Source organism: Streptomyces sp. NPDC043176 (assembly GCF_056436715.1).
Map to the genome: position 1 here is coordinate 14,311 of NZ_JBWKCA010000019.1, position 24,881 is coordinate 39,191.

General features: G+C 74.4%; 23 protein-coding genes. 10 read left to right on the plus strand and 13 right to left on the minus strand.

The window, feature by feature from the left end; genetic code table 11:
• Positions 1-135, plus strand: coding sequence for a hypothetical protein (locus AC067A_RS27085; RefSeq protein WP_479245098.1), 135 nt, complete (start codon positions 1-3; stop codon positions 133-135).
• A gap of 17 nt (positions 136-152) precedes the next feature.
• Here AC067A_RS27085 and AC067A_RS27090 read toward each other — a convergent pair whose 3' ends face one another.
• Positions 153-809, minus strand: a complete 657-nt coding sequence (locus AC067A_RS27090; RefSeq protein ID WP_479245099.1) for a TetR/AcrR family transcriptional regulator — start codon at positions 807-809, stop codon at positions 153-155.
• A gap of 69 nt (positions 810-878) precedes the next feature.
• Between AC067A_RS27090 and AC067A_RS27095 the strand changes: the two genes are divergently transcribed.
• The 3 genes from AC067A_RS27095 (at position 879) to AC067A_RS27105 (ending at position 3,105) form a co-directional block, all read left to right on the plus strand.
• Positions 879-2,036, plus strand: a complete 1,158-nt coding sequence (locus AC067A_RS27095; protein WP_479245100.1) for an acyl-CoA dehydrogenase family protein — start codon at positions 879-881, stop codon at positions 2,034-2,036.
• A gap of 60 nt (positions 2,037-2,096) precedes the next feature.
• Positions 2,097-2,384, plus strand: a complete 288-nt coding sequence (locus AC067A_RS27100) for a YiaA/YiaB family inner membrane protein (protein WP_479245101.1) — start codon at positions 2,097-2,099, stop codon at positions 2,382-2,384.
• Between the two features lie 91 nt (positions 2,385-2,475).
• Positions 2,476-3,105: a TetR/AcrR family transcriptional regulator gene (locus AC067A_RS27105; RefSeq protein WP_479245102.1), complete on the plus strand. Its 630-nt coding sequence runs from the start codon at positions 2,476-2,478 to the stop codon at positions 3,103-3,105.
• Positions 3,106-3,227: 122 nt separating this feature from the next.
• Here the strand turns inward: AC067A_RS27105 and AC067A_RS27110 are convergent, their stop codons facing one another.
• Positions 3,228-3,689, minus strand: coding sequence for a MaoC family dehydratase (locus AC067A_RS27110; protein WP_479245103.1), 462 nt, complete (start codon positions 3,687-3,689; stop codon positions 3,228-3,230).
• Between the two features lie 118 nt (positions 3,690-3,807).
• On the opposite strand from AC067A_RS27110, the gene soxR reads away from it, so the two are divergent.
• A complete protein-coding gene (gene soxR, locus AC067A_RS27115; protein ID WP_479245104.1) occupies positions 3,808-4,284 on the plus strand; it encodes a redox-sensitive transcriptional activator SoxR in 477 nt (158 codons plus the stop codon).
• 49 nt (positions 4,285-4,333) lie between these two features.
• Here soxR and AC067A_RS27120 read toward each other — a convergent pair whose 3' ends face one another.
• The 4 genes from AC067A_RS27120 to AC067A_RS27135 all read right to left on the minus strand — a co-directional run bounded on the left by AC067A_RS27120 (position 4,334) and on the right by AC067A_RS27135 (position 8,837).
• Positions 4,334-5,242, minus strand: a complete 909-nt coding sequence (locus AC067A_RS27120) for a 3-keto-5-aminohexanoate cleavage protein (RefSeq protein ID WP_479245105.1) — start codon at positions 5,240-5,242, stop codon at positions 4,334-4,336.
• On the minus strand, positions 5,239-5,853 hold the full coding sequence (locus tag AC067A_RS27125; RefSeq protein ID WP_479245106.1) for a hypothetical protein: 615 nt from the start codon (positions 5,851-5,853) through the stop codon (positions 5,239-5,241). The genes AC067A_RS27120 and AC067A_RS27125 overlap by 4 nt, the downstream gene beginning before the upstream one ends.
• A gap of 163 nt (positions 5,854-6,016) precedes the next feature.
• Positions 6,017-7,384: a lipase family protein gene (locus AC067A_RS27130; protein ID WP_479245213.1), complete on the minus strand. Its 1,368-nt coding sequence runs from the start codon at positions 7,382-7,384 to the stop codon at positions 6,017-6,019.
• Positions 7,385-7,556: 172 nt separating this feature from the next.
• Positions 7,557-8,837 (minus strand): exo-beta-N-acetylmuramidase NamZ family protein, encoded by a 1,281-nt coding sequence (locus AC067A_RS27135; protein WP_479245107.1) that lies wholly within the window; start codon positions 8,835-8,837, stop codon positions 7,557-7,559.
• A gap of 183 nt (positions 8,838-9,020) precedes the next feature.
• Here AC067A_RS27135 and AC067A_RS27140 point away from each other — a divergent pair, with 183 nt between their 5' ends.
• The 3 genes from AC067A_RS27140 to AC067A_RS27150 all read left to right on the plus strand — a co-directional run bounded on the left by AC067A_RS27140 (position 9,021) and on the right by AC067A_RS27150 (position 14,957).
• A complete protein-coding gene (locus AC067A_RS27140) occupies positions 9,021-9,821 on the plus strand; it encodes an SDR family oxidoreductase (protein ID WP_479245108.1) in 801 nt (266 codons plus the stop codon).
• 113 nt (positions 9,822-9,934) lie between these two features.
• Positions 9,935-10,528 carry a TetR/AcrR family transcriptional regulator gene (locus AC067A_RS27145; protein WP_479245109.1) on the plus strand — a complete coding sequence of 198 codons (594 nt, stop codon included), beginning with the start codon at positions 9,935-9,937 and terminating at the stop codon, positions 10,526-10,528.
• Between the two features lie 25 nt (positions 10,529-10,553).
• Positions 10,554-14,957: an NACHT domain-containing protein gene (locus AC067A_RS27150; RefSeq protein ID WP_479245110.1), complete on the plus strand. Its 4,404-nt coding sequence runs from the start codon at positions 10,554-10,556 to the stop codon at positions 14,955-14,957.
• Positions 14,958-15,002: 45 nt separating this feature from the next.
• Here the strand turns inward: AC067A_RS27150 and AC067A_RS27155 are convergent, their stop codons facing one another.
• Both AC067A_RS27155 and AC067A_RS27160 read right to left on the minus strand, forming a co-directional pair.
• On the minus strand, positions 15,003-16,217 hold the full coding sequence (locus AC067A_RS27155; protein WP_479245111.1) for an acyl-CoA dehydrogenase family protein: 1,215 nt from the start codon (positions 16,215-16,217) through the stop codon (positions 15,003-15,005).
• A gap of 6 nt (positions 16,218-16,223) precedes the next feature.
• Positions 16,224-17,246: a phosphotransferase family protein gene (locus tag AC067A_RS27160; protein WP_479245112.1), complete on the minus strand. Its 1,023-nt coding sequence runs from the start codon at positions 17,244-17,246 to the stop codon at positions 16,224-16,226.
• Positions 17,247-17,377: 131 nt separating this feature from the next.
• Here AC067A_RS27160 and AC067A_RS27165 point away from each other — a divergent pair, with 131 nt between their 5' ends.
• On the plus strand, positions 17,378-18,730 hold the full coding sequence (locus AC067A_RS27165; RefSeq protein ID WP_479245113.1) for an enolase C-terminal domain-like protein: 1,353 nt from the start codon (positions 17,378-17,380) through the stop codon (positions 18,728-18,730).
• Between the two features lie 972 nt (positions 18,731-19,702).
• Here the strand turns inward: AC067A_RS27165 and AC067A_RS27170 are convergent.
• On the minus strand, positions 19,703-20,614 hold the full coding sequence (locus AC067A_RS27170; RefSeq protein WP_479245114.1) for an MBL fold metallo-hydrolase: 912 nt from the start codon (positions 20,612-20,614) through the stop codon (positions 19,703-19,705).
• A gap of 245 nt (positions 20,615-20,859) precedes the next feature.
• Here AC067A_RS27170 and AC067A_RS27175 point away from each other — a divergent pair, with 245 nt between their 5' ends.
• Positions 20,860-21,789, plus strand: a complete 930-nt coding sequence (locus tag AC067A_RS27175; RefSeq protein ID WP_479245115.1) for an NADP-dependent oxidoreductase — start codon at positions 20,860-20,862, stop codon at positions 21,787-21,789.
• A gap of 40 nt (positions 21,790-21,829) precedes the next feature.
• Here AC067A_RS27175 and AC067A_RS27180 read toward each other — a convergent pair whose 3' ends face one another.
• From AC067A_RS27180 to AC067A_RS27195, 4 genes are all read right to left on the minus strand, one after another.
• Positions 21,830-23,212: an FAD-binding oxidoreductase gene (locus AC067A_RS27180; protein ID WP_479245116.1), complete on the minus strand. Its 1,383-nt coding sequence runs from the start codon at positions 23,210-23,212 to the stop codon at positions 21,830-21,832.
• 361 nt (positions 23,213-23,573) lie between these two features.
• The gene (locus AC067A_RS27185) at positions 23,574-23,891 is read right to left on the minus strand and encodes a DUF202 domain-containing protein (protein WP_479245117.1); all 318 of its coding nucleotides are present in this window, start codon (positions 23,889-23,891) and stop codon (positions 23,574-23,576) included.
• A complete protein-coding gene (locus AC067A_RS27190; protein WP_367820671.1) occupies positions 23,888-24,283 on the minus strand; it encodes a YidH family protein in 396 nt (131 codons plus the stop codon). The genes AC067A_RS27185 and AC067A_RS27190 overlap by 4 nt, the downstream gene beginning before the upstream one ends.
• Before the next feature lie 9 nt (positions 24,284-24,292).
• Positions 24,293-24,841, minus strand: coding sequence for an NUDIX domain-containing protein (locus AC067A_RS27195; RefSeq protein WP_479245118.1), 549 nt, complete (start codon positions 24,839-24,841; stop codon positions 24,293-24,295).
• Between the last annotated feature and the right edge of the window lie 40 nt (positions 24,842-24,881).

A 24,881-nucleotide genomic window follows, 5' to 3' on the forward strand; every position in this document is an offset into this window, starting at 1 on the left:
GTGGCCGAACCGTCCGTGCCGCAGCCGGCCGAACCCCGTGCCGTCGCCGGCCCGGCCGTCTACGCCGTCGTCGGCGAACCGACGGTGATGGCGCAGACCGGGCCGTCTGAGCCGTCGCAGGCGAACCGACGGTGATGGCGCCGACCGGGCGTCTACGCCGTCGCCGGCCGGGCCGGGATCGCCTCGTACTGGAGTCGCAGGCCGTCGAGGAGGGCGCGCAGGCCGGTGTCGAAGGCGCGTTCGTCGACTTTCTGGCGGTGTTCCGCGAGGAGGTGCGCCTGCCCGAGGTGGGGGTAGTCGGCGGGGTCGTAGGCGGTCTCGTCGTCGACGAAGCCGCGGGCGAAGGAGCCCAGGGCGGAGCCGGTGACGAAGTAGCGCATCAGGGCGCCGATGGAGGTCGCCTGGGCGGGGGGCCAGCCGGCGCGGACCATGGCGCCGAAGACGGCGTCGGCGACGCGGAGGCCCGCCGGGCGGCGGCCGGGACCCTGGGCGAGGACCGGGACGATGTGCGGGTGGTCGGCGAGGGCGGCGCGGTAGGAGACGGCCCAGTCGTGGAGGGCGGTCCACCAGTCCCGGACGTCGTCCTCCTCGAACATCGACAGGTCGATCTTCGCGCTCACCGCGTCGGCGACCGCGTCGAGGATCTCGTCCTTCGTGCGGAAGTGGTTGTAGAGCGAGGGGCCGCTCACGCCGAGTTCGGCGGCGAGCCTGCGGGTGGAGAGCGCGGCGAGGCCCTCCGCGTCGACCAGCGCTCCCGCCGTCTCGACGATCCGGTCTCGGCTGAGCAGGGGCTTGCGCGGTCGGGCCATGGCGCACATAGTAGGCCTGCGCTATAAAACTAGCAGTGGTAATTAAACGGACGGGCGAGGTGGTGCACGGTGGATCTGGCGCTGAGCGAGGAGCAGGAAGCCGTACGGCGGCTGGCCCAGGACTTCGTCGCACGCGAGGTCGCTCCGCACGCCGTCGCCTGGGACCGCGCCGAGGAGGTCGACCGGACGATCGTGAAGAAGCTCGGTGCCGTCGGCTTCCTTGGGCTCACGATCCCGGAGGAGTACGGCGGCTCCGGCGGTGACCACCTCGCGTACTGCCTCGTCACCGAGGAACTCGGCCGCGGCGACTCCTCCGTGCGCGGCATCGTCTCCGTCTCCCTGGGCCTGGTCGCCAAGACGATCGCCTCGTGGGGGAGCGAGGAGCAGAAGCGCGCCTGGCTGCCCCGGCTCGCCGCCGGAGAGGCGCTCGGCTGCTTCGGGCTCACCGAGCCGGGCACCGGCTCCGACGCCGGGAACCTGGCCACCCGGGCCGTGCGGGACGACGCCACCGGGGACTACGTGGTCAACGGCAGCAAGATGTTCATCACCAACGGCACCTGGGCCGACGTCGTCCTGCTCTTCGCCCGCACCGGCGACGCGCCGGGACACAAGGGCGTGTCCGCCTTCCTCGTCCCGGCCGACACCCCCGGCCTCACCCGCCGCGCCGTCCACGGCAAGCTCGGCCTGCGCGGACAGGCGACCGCCGAGCTCGTCCTGGAGGACGTCCGCGTGCCCGCCGCCGCGATGCTCGGCCCCGAGGGCAAGGGCTTCACCGTCGCCATGTCCGCCCTGGCCAAGGGCCGCATGTCGGTGGCCGCCGGCTGCGTCGGCATCGCGCAGGCCGCGCTCGACGCCGCCGTGCGGTACGCGGGGGAGCGCGAGCAGTTCGGCAAGCCCATCGCCTCGTACCAGCTCGTGCAGGAGCTGATCAGCGACATAGCCGTCGACGTGGACGCCGCCCGGCTGCTGACCTGGCGCGTCGCCGACCTCGTCGACCGGGGCCAGGACTTCGCCACCGCCGCCTCCAAGGCCAAGCTGTACGCCTCCGAGGCCGCCGTCCGCGCCGCCAACAACGCCCTCCAGGTCTTCGGCGGCTACGGCTACATCGACGAGTACCCCGTCGGCAAGCTGCTGCGCGACGCCCGCGTCATGACCCTGTACGAGGGCACCAGCCAGATCCAGAAGCTCATCATCGGACGGGCGCTGACGGGAGTCTCGGCCTTCTGAGTATCCGAGTGAGTACGCGGGCGGATGTGGCACGGGGCACATCCGCCCGATGCTCTTCCCATGAGCGACACACCGGTCAAGCAGCAGAACACCGCCGCCTACTACATGCAGGCCGTCATCTCCTTCTCGGTCGCCGCCCTTGCCGTGGGCATCGGGGTCTACCAACTCGAAGCCAGCGCCTGGGTGCGGGCCTTCCTCGCCGTCTCGGTCCTCTACCTCACGACCTCGGCCTTCACGCTGGCCAAGGTCGTCCGCGACCGCCAGGAGGCCGGCCAGATCGTCAGCCGGGTCGACCAGGCGCGTCTGGAGAAGCTCCTCGCCGAGCACGACCCCTTCCAGAAGCTCTGAGGCCGGCGGCTCTCATGCCGAGACGCTCTAAGCGCTTGCTCACCCTCGATGTATGGTGTTCGTCCTGACGGGGTCCGAGAAGGAGTGTGGGATGAGCGTGGCGGAGGAGACGCCCGGGGGCGAGGACATGCCCTGGGGCGAGGTCACGCCCGAGGCGGCCCGGCGGCTGCTGGTGGCCGCCGTGGAGGCGTTCGCCGAGCGCGGTTATCACGCCACCACCACCCGGGACATCGCCGGCCGGGCCGGGATGAGCCCCGCCGCGCTCTACATCCACTACAAGACCAAGGAAGAGCTGCTCCACCGGATCAGCCGCATCGGCCACGACAAGGCCCTGGAGATCCTCCGGGCCGCGGCCGCCGGCGACGGCACCGCCGCCGAGCGCCTCGCCGACGCCGTCCGCTCCTTCGTCCGCTGGCACGCCGAGCGCCACACCACCGCGCGGGTCGTCCAGTACGAGCTCGACGCCCTCGGCCCCGAGCACCGGGCCGAGATCGTGGAACTGCGCCGCCGGTCCGACGCGACGGTGCGCGCGATCATCGACGAGGGCGTGGCCGCCGGCGAGTTCGACGTCCCGGACGCGGCGGGCACCACCGTGGCCGTGCTCTCCCTCTGCATCGACGTCTCGCGCTGGTTCAACGTCCAGGGCCGCCGGACCGCCGACGAGGTCGGCGCTCTGTACGCCGACCTCGTCCTCAGGATGGTCGGGGCCCGAACCGCCTGACGGCCCGAACTGTCCGACTGCCCGAACCGCCTGAGGGGCTGGTCCGTGTGACGGGTCCGGCCCGGAGCGCGTGACAGGCCCGTGCCCGTGGCGGGTGGTGCTCGGAAGTGGTCGGGCTGTGCTCAGAAGTAGTAGCGGGAGACGGACTCGGCGACGCAGACCGGCTTGTCGGAGCCCTCGCGTTCCACGGTGACCGCCGCCGTCACCTGCACGCCGCCGCCCGCCTCCTCGACCTTCGTCAGGACGGCCGTGGCCCGCAGCCGCGATCCGACGGGTACGGGGGCGGGGAAGCGGACCTTCTCGGTGCCGTAGTTGAGGCCCATCTTCATGCCCTGGACCGACAGGACCTGGGGGACGAACAGCGGCAGCAGCGACAGCGTCAGGTAGCCGTGCGCGATGGTCCTGCCGAACGGGCCGGTGGCGGCGCGCTCCGGGTCGACGTGGATCCACTGGTGGTCGCCGGTGGCCTCGGCGAACAGGTCGATCCGCTTCTGGTCGACCTCCAGCCAGTCGCTGTACCCCAGCTGCTCGCCGACCCCCGCGCGCAGCTCCTCGGGGGAGGTGAAGATCCTCGGCTCGGCCATGTTCGTGTCCCTTCTGGTACGGCATACCCAACGGTCGGTATCTAAGCGCTTGCTCAGCATGTGGGGTGAGGTGGCTGCTGTCAACGGCCTCCGGCGGCACACCAGTAGGGTTCCCCGGGTGCCGCAGATTCCAGAGAAGATCCACGAGCTCACCGTCGGCCAGCTCTCCGCGCGCAGCGGGGCCGCCGTGTCCGCCCTGCACTTCTACGAGGCGAAGGGGCTCATCACCAGTCGCCGCACCACCGGCAACCAGCGCCGCTACGGCCGTGACACCCTCCGCCGGGTCGCCTTCGTCCGGGCCGCACAACGGGTCGGCATCCCCCTCGCGACGATCCGTCAGGCGCTCGCCCAGCTCCCCGAGGAGCGCACGCCCACCAACGAGGACTGGGCCCGCCTCTCGGCCGCCTGGCGCACCGAACTCGACGAACGCATCAAGCAGCTCGGCCGCCTCCGCGACCACCTGACGGACTGCATCGGCTGCGGCTGCCTCTCCCTGGAGACCTGCGTCCTCTCCAACCCGGACGACGTCTTCGGCGAGCGCATGGCCGGCTCCCGCCTGCTCCCCCTCCGCCGCCCCGCCGACGACACCCCTTAGGAATCTCGTGCCGGGCGAGCCGGACCCGGCGCGAGTGGTCGGACAGGCCCTAGTACGCCACCGCCGCCGCCACCAGATCGGCGTTCGAGCGGGCCCGTGTGCCGTCCGGCAGGAACAGCGTGTCCTCCAGGCCGATCCGCGCGCCGAGGCCCAGCCGGCGGGCCAGGCGCAGGACCGGCCACGCGCCGGCTTCCACTCCGTGCAGCAGCAGCGGTACGCCGTCCGGGCGCCCGATCTCCGCGAGCAGACCGAGGGCCAGGGTCACGGCTCGGCCGGCCGCCGGGACGGAACCTGACGCGGATTCGGACCGGGTCGCCCCTTCGGACCGGGTCGCCCCTCCGGACCGGGTCGCCCCTTCGGACCGGGTCGCCCGGTCGGGGCCCGGTGCCGCGGCGGGACCCCGCGCCGGCCACGTGTCCGGCCACATGTCCGGCGCGGGGTCGTGGGCGCTCGCCAGAATCCGTGCCACCCGGGGGGCCAGGGGTGAGCGGGCGAATCGGGCCGGGCCGTCGGTGCCCGGCCGCAGGGCGGCCTCGGCGGCGATGCCACGGCCGAGGAGTGCCGCCGTGAGCCGCTCGGCGTGCGGCTCGTGCCAGTCGACCGAGACGAGGTCGGGGAGGACGGACCAGGAGCGGATCCGCTCCGGTCGGCGCGCAGCGTCGGGCTCGGCGGACATGGCCGTCGCCACCCGCGCGGGCGTGCCGGCCGCCGGGCCCGAGGCCGCCGCGCCGAGCGTCTCCCGCAAGGACGTCAGGACCGGCCCGAGCACCCGGGGCGACAGCGACGGGCGACCGCACGGCGTACGCGGCTGGACGCGCACCTCGTGGGCGCCCGCGGCCACCGCGGAGGCCGCCGAGGCGGCGAGCGACTCCGGTGACATCGGCACCGCCGCGGAATCGCCGGGCGTCCGGGACCCGTTCAGGCAGGCCTGGAGCACGGGGCCGTACGGCCGCGTCACGCCGCCGATACGAGGGGGCGACGCCGGTCCCCGCGGGCCTTGGCCAGCGCGGACGAGGTGAGCGCCGCGCGGGGGACGCCCACGCCGCAGTCACCGCACACGGGGCCGAGCCCGGGTTCGTACGCGTCGCCGGGCCCGGTCCACTCGATGCGTGGCCCCGCGCACACCGGGCACGCCTCGCCCGGTCCCTCCTCCAGGGCCGTGATCAGCCGGCGCAGGACCTCGGGCAGCGGGTCCGACGGGTGGACCGCCGGGTCGCCGCACCGCACGACCCCGTTGCCGCCCCAGACGCGCCGGTGCCAGTCGTCGACGGCGCCGAGACCGCGCAGGCCCTCGTGCTTCTCGCGCCGCCGCCGGGCCGCGAACTCCTCCTCGTACGCGAGCCACACGGCCCGCGCCTCCTCCAGCTCGTCGAGTGCGGCCACCAGCCGCCCCGGGTCGAGCTCCCGGTCCTCGGGTCCGAACCTGTGCCGGCGGCACAGATGGTCCCAGGTCGCCCGGTGCCCGTACGGCGCGAACCGCTCCAGGCACTTGCGCAGGGAGTACCTGCGCAGTGCCGTGTCGCACCCCGGATCGCGCACCTGTCTCGCGAGACTCCGGAATCCGGCCATCTCTCGCCACCTCCGCCGCTGGTCCTTCCGCGATATCAGAGGGACGAACGAGCGCGCCGCGGTGTTCCATCGAATTGCCGATGGCAGCCATCAGCGGGGCGGGAGAGACCCCCGGGACGCACCGGAACCAGCGCGTCCGGCGGGTGGGGGAGCAGGTCAGACCCTATGCCGGGCCGGTCCGCGCCGCCGACACCACCACCCGTGCCAATTCGGGCCCGAGAATGTCACTGTGCGAGCCGACCACCGCCGCCGCGTCGACGTTCACGCACCCCGCCGCCGGCACCCCGTCGCGCAGCACCGCCGCCAGGGTCCGCTGCGCCGTCCCCGGCACCGCCTGCACGCCGTCGTGCCCGACGGCTCCCCACCGCGGGTCGTCCGCGCTGAGCAGCCCTGCCTCGACCCCGCGGAAGGACGCCGAGTCGCCCGAGAGCCGGGACGCCAGCGGGTACATCACCCCGAGCGCCGAGTCGTGCCGCGAGTAGCAGGCCACCATCGGGCCCCGCACCCGGTTCTGCACGTCCCGCAGCGCACCGGACCGCCCGGGGTCGTGAGGCAGCCGGGTCGCGAAGGCGTAGTGCGAGAACGCGCCCTGAAGGAGGGTCACGGAGGCGACCGGCCGGGCCCCGGCGGGCAGGCCCCGCAGCGCGTACGCGACGAGCCGGGCACCCATGCTGTGCCCCACCAGGTGCACCCGGAGACCCGGGGCCATGCGGGCGACCTCGCCGAGCAACGGCCCGAGCCCCTGCGCACCCACCTGCCCGGCCCGCTTCTTCATCACGTAGTACGTCGCCTGCCGCAGCGCCTCCCGAGCCCCCTTCCAGTACCTCTTCAGCCCCTCACCGAACCCCTCCTCCAGTCCCTCGCCGAGTCCGTCCCCGGCCCCTTCCCCGAATCCGTCCCCGAGCCCGTCCCCGGCCCCCTCCCCGAATCCGTCCCCGAACGCCTCCTCACCCCCGTCTCCGGACCCGGACACTGACCCGGGCCCGGACCCGGACCCGTTCCGCTCCCCGGCGTGTACGGCCTCCAGCGCGGCCGTGAACAGGGCGCACATCTCCACCGGGTCGGCGACCAGGAACTCCGGCACCGGTTCCCGCGCACCGGCGGCGCCGTGGAAGGCCGGGTCGGGGACGTCCGTCAGTTCGCGCAGCAGGGCGCCGAACTCGGCGAAGGCCCGCTCGTCGGCGGGTGCGGCGGTCAGCAGTTCGGTGATGCGGCCGATGACGGGTTCCTTCTCCGGAAGGACCGTCACCAGGGCCCGGTAGTCCGGGACGGGCTCGCCGGTGAACATCATCGACGGCCAGATCACCCCCGCGTAGCCGGCCTCGACGCCGGGGGCGAGGAGGCCGGGGAAGGGGGCGAAGAAGTTCGAGCAGAGGCGGGTGGCGCCGGACGGGGAACTGTTCCACCCGTGCGCGAACACCACGAGGTCGGTGACCCCCTGCCGGGCCAGTGCGGCGAGGGACGCGGACTGCCCCGCAGGCCCGTCGCCGTCCTTGTCGAAGGTGATCTCCCGGTACGGATCCACACTCATCCCGGTCACGGCCCGACCGTCCCTCCACGTCGACGCGGGCCGCCATGCCGTGGGCGCGCGCGTGCGCGGGCGGCGGCTCCACGGCCAGCATGCCCGCGCGTGGCACCGTCCAGACGTGAGGCGCCGGGGGAGTACCGGTCCGGGTGAGGGGTCGGCTCGGTCGGCGTACGGCTCAGCGGTAGAGCAGGTACTCCTCGCGTACCGACCGGAAGGCCGCCAGGTCCGTCGCCCACGCGCCGACGACCTCGTCCAGCTCCGCTCCGGCGTCGACGAGGGTCCGTACCCGGGTCGAGCCGGTCAGCTTGTCGATCCAGTGGTCGGGGCGCCAGGCGAAGCCCGGCCACGAGTCGCGGGCGGTGACGAGGAGCCCGATGCCGGTCCGTACCGGGTCGAAGGACTGCCGGTCGTGGACGTGGAGCTGGACCCCGCCCACGGTCTTCCCCTGGAACTTGGAGAAGGTCGGCGCGAAGTACGCCTCGCGGAGGTGGACGCCGGGCAGGGCGAGGGCGTTCGCGGCCTCCGCCCACCGCCGGTCGACGCCCTCCGCGCCGAGGAGCTCGAAGGGCCGGGTGGTGCCGCGGCCCTCGGACAGGTTCGTCCCCTCGAAGAGGCAGGTGCCCGCGTACACGAGGGCGGTGTCCGGCGTGGGCATGTTCGGGCTGGGCGGCACCCAGGGCAGACCGGTCGCGTCGAAGAACTCCGCGCGCCGCCACCCGCTCATCCGTACGGTCTCCAGGGCGAGGGGCGCGGTCAGGAACTCGCCCTGGAAGAGCCGGGCCAGCTCGGCCACCGTCATGCCGTGGGCCTGCGCGATCGGCTCGCGTCCCACGAACGTGGCGAACGCCCGGTCCAGGACGGGTCCGAGCGCCGCCCGCCCGGTCACCGGGTTCGGCCGGTCCAGGACCACGAACCGCTTCCCGGCGAGCGCGGCGGCCGCCATGCAGTCGTAGAGGGTCCAGATGTACGTGTAGAAGCGCGCGCCGACGTCCTGGATGTCGAAGACGACGGTGTCCACGCCGGACGCGGTGAAGACGTCCGCCAGCGGCTGCCCGCTCTTCAGGTAGGTGTCGTAGACGGGCAGTCCGGTCGCCGGGTCGTCGTACCGCCCTTCGGAGCCGCCCGCCTGCGCGGTGCCCCGGAAGCCGTGCTCGGGGCCGAAGACGGCGACGAGGTCCACCCGTTCGTCGGCGGCCATCACGTCGACGACGTGGCGGGCGTCGGGGGTGATGCCGGTCGGATTGGTGACGATCCCGACCCGCTCGCCGGCCAGCAGGGCGTACCCGTCCGCCGCGAGACGCTCGAACCCGGTCCGCACACGGCCGTGGCCGGGCGCGGAGACCGGGTCGGCGGTGACCGGCGAGCCCCCGAGGGCCGCCGAGGCCGAGGGCGACGACGCGGCCACCGCCCCGAGAGCCCCTCCGGCGGCCAGCAGACTCCGTCGCGACAAACCCATGGAACCTCCTCGGGGTGACATGGGCACGCACGCTAGCGCTCCTGACCGCGCCGGGGAACGAGGCGTGCGGAACGGGTCTTCCGCCTTTCCATACCGACTGGTTAGTCTGTCCGGGTCCCCGCGAGAACGGCGGGGCGTCGCCACAGTCGTCAGAGCAGGTCGTCACAGCCGAGAGGTGGGTCCATGGCCGCGGGCACGGGAACGGGCACGAGCACGGACGCGAACGGGCTCAGGGGCGCCGGGGTCGTCGTCACCGGAGCGGGCGGTGGCATCGGCGCCGCCCTCGCCCGACGCTTCGCCGCCGAGGGGGCCCGGGTCGTCGTCAACGATCTCGACCCCGTCCGCGCCAAGGCCGTCGCCGAGGAGATCGGCGCCGTCGCCGTCCCCGGCGACGCCTCCGCCGTCGTCGACGAGGCCCGGGAGGTTCTCGGCGGCTCCGTCGACGTCTGGTGCGCGAACGCCGGGCTCTCCTCGCCCGGCGACGCCTTCGCCGACGAGGACGTCTGGGCCGCCGCCTGGGACGTCAACGTCATGGCCCACGTCCGCGCGGCCCGCGCCCTGCTCCCGGGGTGGCTGGAGCGCGGCAGCGGCCGGTTCGTCTCCACCGTCTCCGCCGCGGGCCTGCTCACCATGATCGGCGCGGCGCCGTACAGCGTCTCCAAGCACGGCGCGTACGCCTTCGCCGAATGGCTCTCCCTCACCTACCGGCACCGCGGCCTCAAGGTCCACGCCATCTGCCCGCAGGGTGTCCGTACGGACATGCTGACGGCCGCCGGAACGGCCGGCGAGCTCGTCCTCGCCCCGACCGCCATCGAACCCGAGGACGTCGCCGACGCGCTCCTCGACGCGATCGCGGCCGACCGCTTCCTCGTCCTGCCCCACCCCGAGGTGGCCGGCTACTACCGCAACCGCGCCACGGACCCGGAGCGCTGGCTCGGCACCATGAACCACGTCCAGCAGGCGTGGGAGACGGGCAGCCGCTAGGGCCGGCCCCGGCGGATGGGAAGATCTACGGACGGGAACGACGTTTCCCGAACCAGGGCGATCACGGATCATCGCGGATGATCATGGGCGATCACGAAGGAAGGCGGCGGAGCATGGCCAGGACGACGGACGAGAGCGGTGCGCCCGTCCCCCAGAGGCTCCTCGCCGCCGCCACCCGGCTGTTCGCGGAGCAGGGCTACGACCGCACCTCCGTCCAGGAGATCGTCGAGGCCGCCGGCGTCACCAAGGGCGCCCTCTACCACTACTTCGGCTCCAAGGAGGACCTCCTCCAGGAGGTCTACTCCCGGGTCCTGCGCCTCCAGCAGGAGCGGCTCGACGCCTTCGCGGACTCCGCCGCCCCCGTCGAGGACAGGCTGCGCTCCGCCGCCGCCGACGTCGTCGTCACGACCATCGAGAACCTCGACGACGCCGCCATCTTCTTCCGCTCCATGCACCACCTCAGCCCGGAGAAGAACAAGCAGGTCCGCTCCGAACGGCGCCGCTACCACGAGCGGTTCCGGGCCCTGATCGAAGAGGGGCAGCGCGCCGGGGTGTTCTCCCCGGCGACCCCCGCCGACCTCGTCGTCGACTACCACTTCGGTTCGGTGCACCACCTCTCCACCTGGTACCGCCCCGACGGCCCGCTCACCCCCGAGCAGGTCGCCGCCCACCTCGCCGACCTCCTGCTCCGAGCCCTCCGCCCCTGACGCCCCTCCGGGGTATAACTGGCCCGTGGACGGGGCGGGCGGGACGGACGGGACGACGCACGAGCGGGCGGGCATCGACCGCAGACTCGTCGTCGTGGGCACGGGCAGCTACCTGCACGCCCCGGAACTGCCCCTGACGCCCGAGGAGTTACGCGCCGCCGTCCGGCTCTTCGGCGGGCTCGGCTACCGCGTCGACGAGCGGATCACCGACGCCGGCCTCGGCACCACCAGGGACCGCGTCCTCGACTGGGCCTACCGGACGGACGGCACCGGCAGCGCCGTCGTCGTCTACTGGACGGGGCACGGCGTCGAGGGCGCCGGCCGCCACTACCTCCTCTGCGCGGACAGCCACCCCGACCGGCTCGCCGGCACGGCGCTCGCCGCCGAGGACCTCACCCGCTACGTCCTCGAATCCGGCGCCGAGCGGGTCCTCCTCGTCATCGACACCTGCTGGGCCGGACAGGGCGGCGCCGACGCGGCGAGCGCCGCCGAGCAGCTGCGCGCCGCCCTCCGGCAGGGAGCCGCCGACAGCCGGGGCGCCGGCGCCGACGGCGTGCGCCGCAGGCTCACCGACTTCGCCGTGATCGCCGTCGCCCGCGCCGGGGAGCCCGCCTCCCCGATGGTCTTCGCCGCCGCCCTCGAAACCGCCCTCGCCCGGCTCTCCGTCTCGCTCAAACAGCGTTACCTCTCCGTCGAGCACGTCGTCGACACCGTCAACGACATCTACCGGAGCGCCGGGATACGCCAGACCGCACGCGCGCACGTGGAGACCGAGGGGTACGCCTTCTTCTCCTTCGAGAACACCGGCTACCGCCCCGAGGCCCGCGACGACGACGGCGACGTCGCCGAACTCGCGGCCAGGCTCGCCCGGACCGGCCCCGAGGGCCTGCGCCGCCGCGCCGACCTCGAGAACCACTTCGCCCCGCGCGGGCAGGGCTTCGAACACGCCGCACCCGGACGCGGCGGCTCCTACTTCGTCGGCCGCACCGCCGAACTCGACCGGATCGGCCACTGGCTGGCCCACGGCGACCGGGCCTGGGGCCGCGGCCTGATCGTCACCGGCGGCCCCGGCGTCGGCAAGTCCGCCCTCCTCGGCAAACTGCTCCTCCGCTCCGGAAGCCGTACGGCGGACGCCCCGGCCCCCACGGCCGTCCACGCCCGGCACCGCTTCCTCGAAGACCTGGTCGCCGCCGTCGCCGACGCCGCCGGGGTCACCGCCGACACCCCGCAGGCACTCCTCGGAGCCCTCGCCGCCCGCCGGGCCCCGCTCCACCTGATCGTCGACGCACTCGACGAGGCCGGCGAGGCCCACGGCGACGACACCGAGGCCCGCCGGATCGCGGCCGACCTGCTCCGCCCCCTCCTCCGCGTCCCCTGCGTACGGCTCCTCGTCGGCACCCGCCCCCACGTCGTCGACGCCTTCGGCGGCGAACCCGCCGTCCTCGACCTCGACGACTCCCGCGAGAACAGCGGCGAGGACGTCGCCCACTACGCACGCCGCCTCCTCCAGGCACCCGACGGGCCCGGCAGCCGCGGCCCGTACGACGACGCGGCCGCCGAGACCGTCGCCCGGGAGATCGCCGCCCGGGCCCGCGGCAGCTTCCTCTCGGCCCGCATCGCCGCCCGCTACCTCGGCCGCGCGGCCCGTCCCGTCGACACCACCGAACCCGACTGGCACGCGCGCGTGCCCGAGGTCGGCGAGACGCCCGGCGTCACCTTCCTCCGCGTCCTCCGCCACCAACTCGGCCCCGACCACGCCCGCGGCCTCCCCCTCCTCGCCGCCCTCGCCCTCGCCGAGGGCCCCGGCCTCCCCCCGGACCACGTCTGGCGCACGATCGCCGCAGCCTGCGCCCCCGCCCCGGCCGCCTGCGCCCCCGCCCCGGCCGCCGACCGGCCCGCCCCGGCCTACGACTGGGAGGACATCGCCTGGCTGCTCGGCGCCGTGGGCGAGCACCTCGTCGAGGAGCTGGACGCCGACGGGCGCTCGGTCTACCGGCTGTACCACCAGGCCTACGCCGACGCGCTGCGCACCACCCTCGACCCGGCGGCCCGCGGACACGTCGCGCACGCCCTCGCCGGGCTCGCCCCCGAAGGCCCGGACGGGCCCGACTGGACCGCCGCACCCCCCTACGTCCGCCGCCACCTCGCCGAGCACGCCGAGGGGACGGACCTCCTCGACGCCCTGGCCCTCGACCCCGAATTCCTGCTCACCGCCTCGGTTTCCGCGCTCCAGCGGGTCCTGAACCGGGCCGCGACGGAGCGTGGCCGCGCCGCCGCGCGGGCCGTCGCGCACTGCGCGGCGCTGCTGCACGCGCCGACCGACCAGCGCACCCGCGCCGCCCGGCTACGTCTCTCCGCCTTCCAGTCCGGCGCCCCGGAACTGGCCGGAGCCGTACGGCTCCGGTACCCGCGGCTCCCCTGGGACACCGAATGGGCGGAGGTGACCCCGGTCCCGTACACCACGCTCGGCACCTTCGAGGGGGGCGTGCGCGGCGCCGCCGTGGTCCCCGTGCACGGCCGGCCCGCCCTGGTGACCGCCGAGCGCGGCGGACCCGTACGGGCCTGGGACACCGAGGGCGGCGAACTCCTCGCCGAACTCGCCACCGACCTCGGCCGGATCACCGACGTCCACGGATGTGCCACCCGCCCCTGGGCCGCCCTCAGGACCGCCGACCGCATCTGGCTGTGGGACGTGGAGACCCGAGACCTGATCGGCGCCGTGGCCGCCTCCCCCGACACGGTGGACTTCGCCGTGACCGACCACGGCGGCGAATGCCTGGTCGCCGCCCTCCGCCGGGACGGCACGGTGACCCTCGCGACCGCATCGGGCGAGGCCCCGGCGCTCACCCTGAACGCCGCCCGCCGGCGGTCGCTCCTGTGGCGGGCCTTCGACGGCGACCGGATCGCCGTCGCGCACCACGACGGGCGGCTCCGGGTGGCGGTGACCCGCGTGCACGGGTGGAAGGAGAAGCTGCGCAGGGCCCGGCTCACGGTCTGGGACCTCACCGGCGACCCGTCCGGCACCCCGGCCGTCGAGCGGAGGACGTACCGCGTCCTGCGCGGCCGCGCCGTGGAGGCCTTCGCCCTGCACGGGGACACGATCGCCGCCGCCACCCATCCCGTCCTCTTCGGGCCGCTCGTGGGGGTCCGGTCCACCGCCCGGTCCGACGGCCTCCGGCTCGTCGAATGGTCGGGGCACCCCTACGGGCCCGCTCTGCTGGTCACCCCCGATGCCGGACCGGCCTCCGGACCCGAGACCGGAGCCGGGCTGATGTGCCTCTCGGCGACCGCGTACGCCGTGACCGCCCAGGGCGCCGACGGCGCCGTCCTCGGCCGCACCCGCACCGACGCGCCCGCGTCCCGTCTCCTCGCGGCCGGCCACGGCCCGGACGGGCTCCGGCTGGTCTCCTTGAGCTCCGACGCCTGGGCGGCCAAGGGTTGGCACCTCGGGCCGCCGCCCGAGGACGGCGAGAACGCGGACGATCCCGAGACGACCGTCCGGGTCGGGCTGAGCTCCGGCCGGCCCGTCGTCGTCGTCCAGGACGCCGACGGCGCCCGCCTCCTGGACGGCGAGGACGGCACCGTACTGGACCGCATGGCGGAGCGGGACGACGGGCCGGCCGTCGACGTCCACCCGGGTGCCCCGGTCCTCCTCAGGGACCGGCTCGCGAAGAAGAGACGGAAACGGAGACCGGTCGAGGTGCGGTCCTGGACGAGCGGGCCGCCCACCTCCTTCCAGCTGACGCGCGGGCTGGTCGAGGCCGTCCCCGTACCGGGCGGCGGCGAGCCCCGTTTCGTCGCCTGCATCGGCCACCATGAGATCGCCGAACGCAGGCTCGCCCTTCACACGGCCGACGGCCGGGTGAAGGTGCTCCTGCGCCTGGGGCTGAACGACGTCCGCTCGGTGCGGCTCGTGCCGGACGGCGCGAGGGTGTTCGCCGTCGCCGTCGGGTACCGGAGCGAAAGCTCGGGCGGCAGTGAGGAAGCGCCTCCGCCCCGGCCCTTCCTCACGGTGCGCTCGGTGCCGGACGACACCGTCCGGTTCACCATGCGGCTGACCTCGGTGGACGTCATCCACGACCTGGGCCGGTGGCCGTGCGGCCCCGCCCTCGGGTACGTCACGCAGGACGGAGAACTCGCCGTCCGCACCCGCTTCCCCGCCTCGTTCGGCGTGTCCCCCGGGGAGCCGGACATCGTCCCGCGCCCCGACCGGGTCCGCGTGACCGCGCTCCGGCTGCAGACCAGGAACGGCCGCCCGACGGTCCTGACCGCCGGTTCCGACGGCGCCCTGACGCTCTTCGCCGCCGATACGACCGAGGTCCTGCACCGGATCCACCTCGGCGGTGAGGTCCTCGGTCTCGACTGGCTCGACGACGAACGGCTCTGCGTCCACACCGCGACGGGCATCCTCTGCCTCCGCCTGGGCTGACACCCGGGCCCAGGCGCCCCCGCGCCCGGCACCCGGATCCCGCCCCTACACGTACTTCTTCAGCTCCCGGCGCGCCAGCGACCGCTGGTGCACCTCGTCGGGGCCGTCCGCCAGCTTCAGCGTCCGCGCGGCCGCCCACAGCTCGGCCAGCGGGAAGTCCTGGGACACGCCGCCGGCGCCGTGCGCCTGCACGGCCTTGTCGATGATGTCGACGACCGCGCGGGGAGTCGCGATCTTGATGGCCTGGATCTCGGTGTGCGCGCCCCGGTTGCCGACGGTGTCCATGAGCCAGGCGGTCTTGAGGACCAGCAGCCGCAGCTGCTCGATCGTCACGCGGGCATCCGCGATCCAGTTCTGGACGACGCCCTGCGCGGCGAGCGGCTTCCCGAACGCGGTACGGGAGACGGCGCGGCGGCACATCAGCTCGACGGCCCGCTCCGCCATGCCGATGAGGCGCATGCAGTGGTGGATGCGGCCCGGGCCGAGCCGGGCCTGGGCGATGGCGAAGCCGCCGCCCTCCTCGCCGATCAGGTGCGAGGCGGGGACGCGGACGCCGTCGAACAGGACCTCGGCGTGGCCGCCGTGGGAGTGGTCCTCGTACCCGTACACCCGCATCGCGCGCCGCACCTCCACACCGGGGGTGTCGCGGGGCACGAGGATCATGGACTGCTGGCGTCGCGGGTCGGCACCGTCGGGGTCCGTCTTGCCCATGACGATGAAGATCCTGCAGTCGGGGTTCATGGCCCCCGAGATGTACCACTTGCGTCCGTCGACGACGTACTCGTCGCCGTCCCGGCGGATCCGGGTCTCGATGTTGGTCGCGTCGGAGGAGGCGACCTCGGGCTCGGTCATCGCGAAGGCCGAGCGGATCTCGCCCGCGAGCAGCGGCTCCAGCCACTGCTTCCGCTGCGCCTCGTCGCCGAACTGGGCGAGCAGCTCCATGTTCCCGGTGTCCGGGGCGGCGCAGTTGAGGGCGGTCGGGGCGAGGTGCGGGCTGCGGCCGGTGATCTCCGCGAGCGGCGCGTACTGGAGGTTGGTCAGCCCGGCCCCGTACCGCTCGTCGGGCAGGAAGAGGTTCCACAGGCCCTGCCGCCGCGCCTCGGCCTTCAGCTCCTCGACGACCTGCGGGGTGTCCCAGGGCGACGCGAGCCGGGCCCGCTGCTCCTCGGCGACGGCCTCGGCCGGGTACACGTGCTCGTCCATGAAGGCGAGGAGCCTGGTCCGCAGTTCCTCGGTGCGGGCGTCGTACGCGAAGTCCATGGCGGATCAGCCTTCCTGAAGGGTCGTGAGGCCGTGCTCGATGAAGACGGGCACGAGTTCGCCGATGCGGTCGAAGCCGGCACCGACCGTCTGCCCGAGCGTGAAGCGGTAGTGGATGCCCTCCAGGATCACGGCGAGCTTGAACCAGGCGAAGGCCGTGTACCAGGCGAGGGCGGAGGTGTCGCGGCCGGAGCGGGTCGCGTAGCGCTCGACGAGTTCGGCGGCGCTCGGATGGCCGGGGGCCGTGGCGGTGGTGGAGATGGGCGAGTTCGGCAGGTCGAGCGGCGTGCTGTACATGACGAGCAGGCCCAGGTCCGTGAGCGGGTCGCCCAGCGTGGACATCTCCCAGTCGAGGACGGCCCGGATGCGGTCGTCCCCGCCGATGAGGACGTTGTCCAGCCGGTAGTCGCCGTGGATCACGGCGGGCGCCGGGGACACCGGCAGCGAGCGCCCCAGCGCGGCGTGCAGCTCGTCGACGCCGGCCAGCTCACGGCCGCGCGAGGCGTCCAGCTGCTTGCCCCAGCGGCGCAGCTGCCGGTCCAGGAAGCCCTCGGGCCGGCCGAAGTCGCCGAGGCCGACGGCCGCGGGATCGACGGCGTGCAGGTCGACCAGCGTGTCGACGAGGCCGAGGACGGCGGCGCGGGTGCGCTCGGGGCCGAGCGGCGCGAGTTCACGGGCCGAGCGGTACGGCGTCCCCTCGACGAACTCCATCACGTAGAACGGCGCCCCGAGCACCGACTCGTCCTCGCAGAGCAGCACCGCTCCCGGGACGGGCACCCCCGTCCCGGCCAGGGCGCTGATCACACGGTGCTCGCGCCTCATGTCGTGGGCGGTGGCGAGCACGTGCCCCAGCGGAGGACGGCGCACGACCCAGCGGCCGGTGCCGTCGCTCACGACGTACGTCAGGTTCGATCGTCCGCCCTCGATCAACCGTGCTTCGAGCGGACCGGCCACCAGCCCGGGCCTCTCGCGGTCGAGGAAGCGGCGCAGCTGCTCGGGGTCGAGTCCTGGCAGCGGGGCGGAGCTCATACGTGCGTACCTCCGGGTCGGCTTCGGTCGGCGTTCATGATGACCGACCAGTCGGTATGCCGTCCAGGCCGCGGCGGAAATGGCTCCTCCGCCCTCTGGTCGCCGATCGTGTGCCTGAATAGAGTTCACATATGGATTCGATGCTGATCGTCGACGACGTCCGACTCACCCCGATCCTCATCTCCGACCCACCCCTCCTCAACGTCCAGGGCGTCCACCAGCCCTACACCCCCCGCCTCATCGTCGAAGTCGTCACCCGAGCCGGCGTCACCGGCCTCGGCGAAACCTACGGCGACACCGTCTACCTCGACCTCGCCCGCCCCCTCGCCGACGCCCTCCCCGGCCACCCGATCACGGACGTGAACGCCTTGTTCGCACTGGCCGGTGTGGGGGCCGCACCGACGGCGGACGGGGAGGGCAGCTCGTCACCGGCACCGGCACCGGCACCGTCGTCGTCGCTGTCGCTGTCGCCGGAGCCGGTCACGGAGGCGGGGGTCGGCGCCGCCGGTCTGCGCGGCGTGCGGACCGCCGACAAGCTCCGCCTCTCCGTCGTCTCCGCCTTCGAGACCGCCTGCCTCGACGCCCTCGGCAAGACCCTCGGCCTCCCCGTCCACGCCCTGCTCGGCGGCAAGGTCCGCGACTCGGTCGAGTACAGCGCCTACCTCTTCCACCGCTGGGCCGCCCACCCCGGCGCCGGCCCCACGGACGACTGGGGCGCCGCCCTCGACCCGGCCGGCGTCGTCGCCCAGGCCCGCCGCTTCGACCGCCTCCACGGCTTCCGCTCCTTCAAGCTCAAGGGCGGAGTGTTCCCGCCCGAGCAGGAGATCGCCGCGATCCGCGCCCTCGCCGAGGAGTTCCCCGGCCGCCCCCTCCGCCTCGACCCCAACGGCGCCTGGTCCGTGGACACCTCACTCGCCGTCGCACACGAACTGCGGGACGTCCTGGAGTACCTGGAGGACCCGGCGAGCGGCACCGACGCAATGGCCGAGATCGCCGCCCGCACGGACGTGCCGCTCGCCACCAACATGTGCGTGACCACCTTCGAGGAGATCCCCGAGGCCTTCGCGAAGGGCGCGGTGCGGATCGTCCTCTGCGACCACCACTACTGGGGCGGGCTCCACCGCACCCGCGAACTCGCCGCGCTCTGCCGGACGTACGGCGTCGGGCTCTCCATGCACTCCAACACCCACCTGGGCATCAGCCTCGCCGCCATGACCCAGGTCGCCGCCACCCTCCCCGGCCTCCACCACGCCTGCGACACCCACTACCCCTGGCAGACCGAGGACGTCGTCACCCCCCGCCCCGCCTTCCGCGCCGGCCACCTCCCCGTCTCCGACGCGCCCGGCCTCGGCGTCCACCTCGACCGCGCCGCGCTCGCCGCGCTGCACCACCGCTGGCTCACCGCCGACGTCGCCCTCCGCGACCGCGACGACACCGCCGCCATCCTCTCCGCCCACCCCACCTGGACCCCACCCCACTGGTAACCCCGCCGCCGAACACCCCCGGCCACCGGGTGCGCCCCCGCCACCGGGTACCCCCGGCTGCCGGGTGCGCCCGCCACTGGGCACCCGGCCGCCGGGTGCGCCCCGCCGCCGAGCACCCCCGGCTGCCGGGTGCCCCCCGCCGCCGAGCACCCCCGGCCGCCGGGTGCCCCGGCCGGCTGCCGGTCCATCCCGCGCCCGCCGCACCCGTGAGCCGGGCCCGCCCCCCGCCCGGGCTGTCGCCCACCGCGGTGTGGGCCTTCGCCCGCTGCCGCGTGGGCCCGCTCCGCCTGGGCTGCCGCCCGCCACGCCCGCTGCCGCGTGGGCCTTCGCCCGCTGTCGTGTGGGCCTTCGCCCCCGCCCCGTACGTGCCCCCGCCCGCCTGGGCTGCCGTCCTCGCCGTGGGCCCGCTCCGCCTGGGCTGCGCCCTCGCCCACCCGTCGTGTGGGCAATCGTCCCGCTGGGCGGGACGGGTGGGCACACGGGACGGCGCGCTTGGCGGCGCCTCCGCTCCTTGTGCCTGGACCCGCACCTTTACGGCGTCGCACAACGGGGTGCGGGTTCAGGCGCGGAAGCCTGGGCCCGGCACGGGGCGCCGTCCGTTGTGCCCACCCGTTCCGCCCCAGCGGAACGATTGCCCACAACGCGGGGCACCGGCGGTTGCGGGTGGGCATCGCCCCAACGGAACGATTGCCCACAACGGGGTGTGCGGAGGCACGGGGGTGGGCGCCGCCCCAGTGGAACGAGGGCCCACAACGCGCGGGGCGCGGGGGTGGGCGCCGCCCCGGCGGAGCGAGGGCCCACAACGCGCGGGGCGCGGGGTTGGGCGCCGCCCCGGCGGAACGATTGCGCGGGGGCGCGGGGGCGGGCGCCGCCCCAGTGGGACGAGGGCTTCATGACGGTCGGGGCGTCCGCGCCGAGGGGCGCCGGGCGCAGCCCGCAGGGGAGGGCGGGGACCGCGGCCCGTAAGGGGTGTCAGGCGTGGCAGGCGACCGGCACGCCACCGTTCATCGAGGCCATGTCGCCGAAGACCGCCACGGGATCCAGCGGCGCCCCCTCCTCGCGCCCCTCGAGCTCGGCGTACGCCCGGTGGAGGTTGGCGACCAGCCGCTCGCTCTCGCGCCACGCGGCGAACTCGCCGAGGTCGGCGCGGCGGGCGGTCTCCAGGGGGGTGGCGCCCTTGGCGTATCCCTCGGCGGCGAGTTCCTGGACCCAGAGGAGGTAGCGCTCGGTGGCGTCGTAGGCGGAGGGGTCGGTGACGCGGCCGTGGCCGGGGACGACGGTGGGCGCGTCGAGGGAGCGCAGGAGGGCGAGGGCGCGCAGGGAGCCGGTGAGCGAACCCATGGGGAGGAAGGGGGTTCCGCCGTGGAAGACGAGGTCGCCGGTGAAGACGACGCCGTGGTCGGGGAGGTGCACGACGGAGTCGCCGGTGGTGTGGGCGGCGCCGGGGTGGATGACGCGTACCTCGATGTCCCCGACGTACAGCGTGAGGCGGTCGCGGTAGGTGAGGGACGGGGGGAGGATGTCGACGCGCCCGAAGTCGGTCTGGGGCCAGAGCAGATGGAGCTGGTGGCCGGCGGCGAGCTGTTCGGCCCGGCAGTTCTCGTGCCCGACGATCCGCGCTTCGGGGCGGAAGACGCCGTTGCCGTACGTGTGGTCGCCGTGGTGGTGCGTCGAGACGATCGTCGACGGCAGCGGCAGTCCCTGGGCGAGGACGGCCTCGCGCAGGAGGCGTGCCCGGCGCTCGGTGGCGGCGGTGTCGACGAGCAGGGACTCGCCGGCGTCGCCGAGGAACCCGGCGTTGTTCAGGCACCAGCCGTCGTCGGGCTGGACGAAGGCGTGGACGTTCGGCGCGAGCGCGACGACGTAGGGATCGGTGGCAGACAAGGTGTTTCCCCCGGTTGAGAGCCCGACTGGACACGGCGAAGCGTGCCAGCCGTCCCTGCCCCGGGGGAAGCCGGAACGAACCCGTCCGCACCGGCCCGCGCCTGTACCCCGTTCCGGCCCGCGTCTCCGCCCCGTGCGCTCCGGCCCGCATCCTCGCCTCGCGTCTCCGCCCCGTCCGCTCAGGCCCGCGTCTCCGTCCCTCGTCCGAGTTGCGGCGTCCCGTGCCCCCGCACAGGGTCGGAGGCATGAAGGCGATCAGCTACAGCCGGTACGGCGGTCCCGAGGTGCTGGAGTACGGCGAGCGGCCGGAACCGAAGGTCGGGCCGGACGCCGTCCTGGTCAGGGTGAGGGCGGCGTCGGTGAACCCGGTGGACTGGAAGTGCCAGGCCGGGTACCTGGACGGCATGATGGACGCGGTGTTCCCCGTCGTTCCGGGCTGGGACGTGTCCGGGGTGGTCGTCAGGACCGGGGTGTCCGTCCCCGAGTTCGCCGAGGGCGACGAGGTGATGGGGTACGTGCGTGAGGACTTCCTGTCCCGGGGCACCTTCGCCGAGTACGTCGCGGCCCCGGTCCGCACCCTGGCCCGCAAACCGCGCACGGTCGGCTTCGAGGAGGCCGCGGCACTGCCCCTCGTCGGCCTCACCGCCTACCAGGCGCTCCACCGGGCGCTGCTCGTCGGCGCCGGCGACACCGTACTCGTGCACGCGGCGGCCGGTGGCGTCGGCTCGATGGCCGTGCAGATCGCGAGGCACCTCGGCTGCCGGGTCATCGGCGCGGCACGGGAGGCGGGGCTCGAACAGGTCGCCGCGCTCGGCGCCGAGCCGGTCCGCTACGACGAGGCGACCTTCGCCGACCGGGTCCGGGCCCTGGCCCCGCTGGGTCTGGACGCCGTCCTCGACACCATCGGGGGGCCGTACCTGAAGCTCTCCGCGGGGCTGCTCGCGCCCGGTGGCCGTCTCGCCTCGATCGCCGACGGCGAGGTCCTGGCCCTCGGCGGACGCTACTTCTGGGTCCGGCCCGACCCCACCGACCTCGCGGTCCTGGCCGACCTCGTCGATGACGGCGTCGTGACGGTACGGGTGGCCAGGACCTTCCCCCTGGAGCGGGCGGCGGACGCCCAGCGCGCCAACGCCGAGGGCGGCCTCAACGGCAAGGTCGTCGTGACGGTGCCCTGAGGTCCCGAGGCTCCCGCCCGCCACCGCCCCGCCCCGGCGCTCACCCGCTCGGCGGAATGTTCTGGTTGAGGGCGAAGACGTTTCCGGGGTCGTACCGGTCCTTCAGGGCGACCAGGCGGGCGTACTTCTCCGGGCCGTACGAGGAGCGGAGACGGGCGCCCTCGTCGGCGAGGATGAAGTTGGGGACCGAGGTGCCGGTCGTCCACGGCCGGAGCGCCGCGTGGAGGTCGCGCGCCCAGCCGATGTGCCGCTGGCGGCCTTCGCCGCCCCACCAGACGGCCAGGCAGAAGTAGACCCACTTCGTGGGCGGGACGGTGAGGGCCATCGCGTCCGCGTCGAGGCGGTCCATGGCGCCGCTCAGCGGGCAGAAGATGAGCTGCGTCATCGGCGAACTCACCGACTCGGCCAGGGCGATCGCGGTGTCGATCGCCTCGTCCGGGAGCTCGGGCAGGTAGTCGATCTTGAAGTACTCGCTGACCCCGGTCGGCGTGCCGTCGTCGAGCATCCGCTGCACGGCGGTGTACGGCATGGGCTGGACCTTGCGGACCAGGGGGTCGCCCCACTCCACGAGCGGTCGCAGGACCTCCTCGCCCCGGGCGGGGTCGCCGACGTACGCGACGATCACGGCACAGGCCGGCTTGCCCCGTGCCTCCTCCGGCACGAACTCCTCCGGCGGGGCGGTGATCAGGGCGAAGGCCCCGGTGACCTCGTCGGGCGCCTGCTCCAGGAAGTCCCGGTAGAACCGTGCCAGCGGACCCGCGGCAGCGCTCGGGTGCAGGAGCATTCCCGCGTACAGGAGCGGCCCGACGGGATGCAGCCGGAAGCCGAACTCCGTGACCACGCCGAAGTTGCCGCCGCCGCCCCGGAGGCCCCAGAAGAGCTCGGGGTTCTCCTTCTCGTCGGCGTGGAGGATCCGCCCGTCGGCGGTCACCACCTCCGCCGACGTCAGGTTCCACGCGGACGGCCCGTACATCCGCTCCAGCCAGCCGGACCCGCTGCCGAGCGTCAGACCCGCCACTCCGGTGTCGGACACCCGGCCGCCGGTCACCGCCAGGCCGGACTCCTGGGTCGCGGCGTCCAGTTCGCCCCAGGTCAGGCCGGCGCCGAAGCGGCCGGTGCGGGCCTCCGGGTCGATCTCGACGTGCTTCATCGGGCTGGTGTCGACGACGAGCCCGCCCTCGCAGGACGCGAAGCCCGCGGTGGCGTGCCCGCCGCCGCGCACGGCGACGCCGAGGCCGTTCTCCCGGGCGTACCCGAGGGCGGCGCGTACGTCCTCGGGGCCCGTGCAGCGCGCGATCAGCGCCGGATGCTGGTCGTGGTCCCGGTTGAAGCAGCGACGGACGGTGTCGTAGTCCGGGTCGGCGGGTCCGACGACGGCGCCCTGGAAGCCCGGGATGCGGTCGGTCGGTCTGGTGGTGGTCATGGTCGTGGTCCCTGGTCAGCCGTCGGCGACGGCGGCAGCGGGACCACGGGCGCGGGCACAGCCCGGCTCGGCCGACGCGGCCCCAGGCCGCCTGCTGTACGCCGTCAGTATGCGACCGGACCCATCGGTAGGCGATTCGGACACCGCCGACCGCGAGACCCGACCGGCCCACCTGCCCACCGGCCCACCGGCCCCGCCCCCGGCCGCCACGCCTCGACCCGCGCCATGGCCCCAGCCCGTGCCACGGACCCGGCCCGCGCCGCGGACCCAGCCCGCCCCCGCGCCACCGGCTCAGCACACGCCATGGCCCCAGGCCGCCCCGCCACCGACTCAGCCGCGTCACCGGCTTCCCGTCCGTCGTTCACCAGATCAGGGCGGCCCCGAACACGGCCAGCGCGATCGTGCACGCCACCGCGAGCAGCGCGCCGCGGTGGGAGAGCGGCAGCGGCCGCGCGGCGCCGAGGGAACGGATCCGCCGGTGGGACACGGCCAGGAACGCGACCCAGACCAGCGCCGACAGCGCGAGGCCGGTCAGCTCCTTCGCCCCGATCTCGTCGCTGACGGTCAGTTTCACGGCGAGTACGGCGACGACCGTGCACGACAGGGTCGTACGCCGCCACGCGAGCCGGGTCCGCTCCGGCTGGAGCCCGGGGTCCCGGACCGCGCCGGGCGCGGTCACCGCCCGGCCCAGCCGAAGACGACCAGCACCACCATGGTGAGCGCGACACCGGCCACGGCGAGGCTCAGCACCGCGGGGAAGCGGGATCCGGGCAGGTCCTCGCCGCGCCGCATGGCCCGCTCGCAGAGCACCCAGTGGTTCACCGCGCGCAGGGCGCAGAGCACGCCGCCGGCGAGCAGCGCGAGCGCGAGCCCGACGCGCACGCCCCAGCGCAGGTCGGGCAGGAACTGGTCGACGGCGAACCCGCCGCCGACGAGTGCGAGCGCGGTCCGGATCCAGGCCAGGAAGGTCCGCTCGTTGGCGAGGGAGAAGCGGTAGTCGGGGGTCTCGCCCTCGTCCCGGACCCGCTGCGGCGCGAACCAGAGCCGCAGGGTCTGCACGAAATCGCTCACACGTGCACCCTAACGGCCGGGTGATCGGCCCGCCCGGCCGCCCGTACCGGCCTCGCGGGCCCGCAGCTCCTCGTACGCGGCGAGCCCGTCCGGCACCCATTCCCAGGTGCCGAGCCGCGCCCGCACCTCGTCGTCCGTCAGGAAGCCGTGCCAGGCGACCTCCTCGACCTGCGGGTCCACCGGCAGCTCGCAGCGCACGTCGTACACCGCCGACCACCACTTGCCGGCCACGCCCCCGGAGTCGTACAGGAACTTCGTCACCGGCTCGGGCCGGGGCAGTCCGGAGACGCCCAGCTCCTCCTCGGCCTCGCGCAGCGCGGCCTCGTCGTAGGACTCGCCGGCGCCGACGACACCGCCCACGAACATGTCGTACAGGGAGGGGAAGACCAGCTTCGTCGGCGTCCGGCGGTGGACGAACATCCGGCCCTCGGCGTCCCGGACCCGGATGAAGACGCAGCGGTGGATGAGACCTCGCGCGTACACCTCCCCGCGCGGAGCCTGTCCGACCACCCGGTCGTGCTCGTCGACGACGTCGAGAATCTCTTCAGCGGCGCTCATGCCGTCATCCAACCAGTACCGACCGCGCGACCGGGGGCCG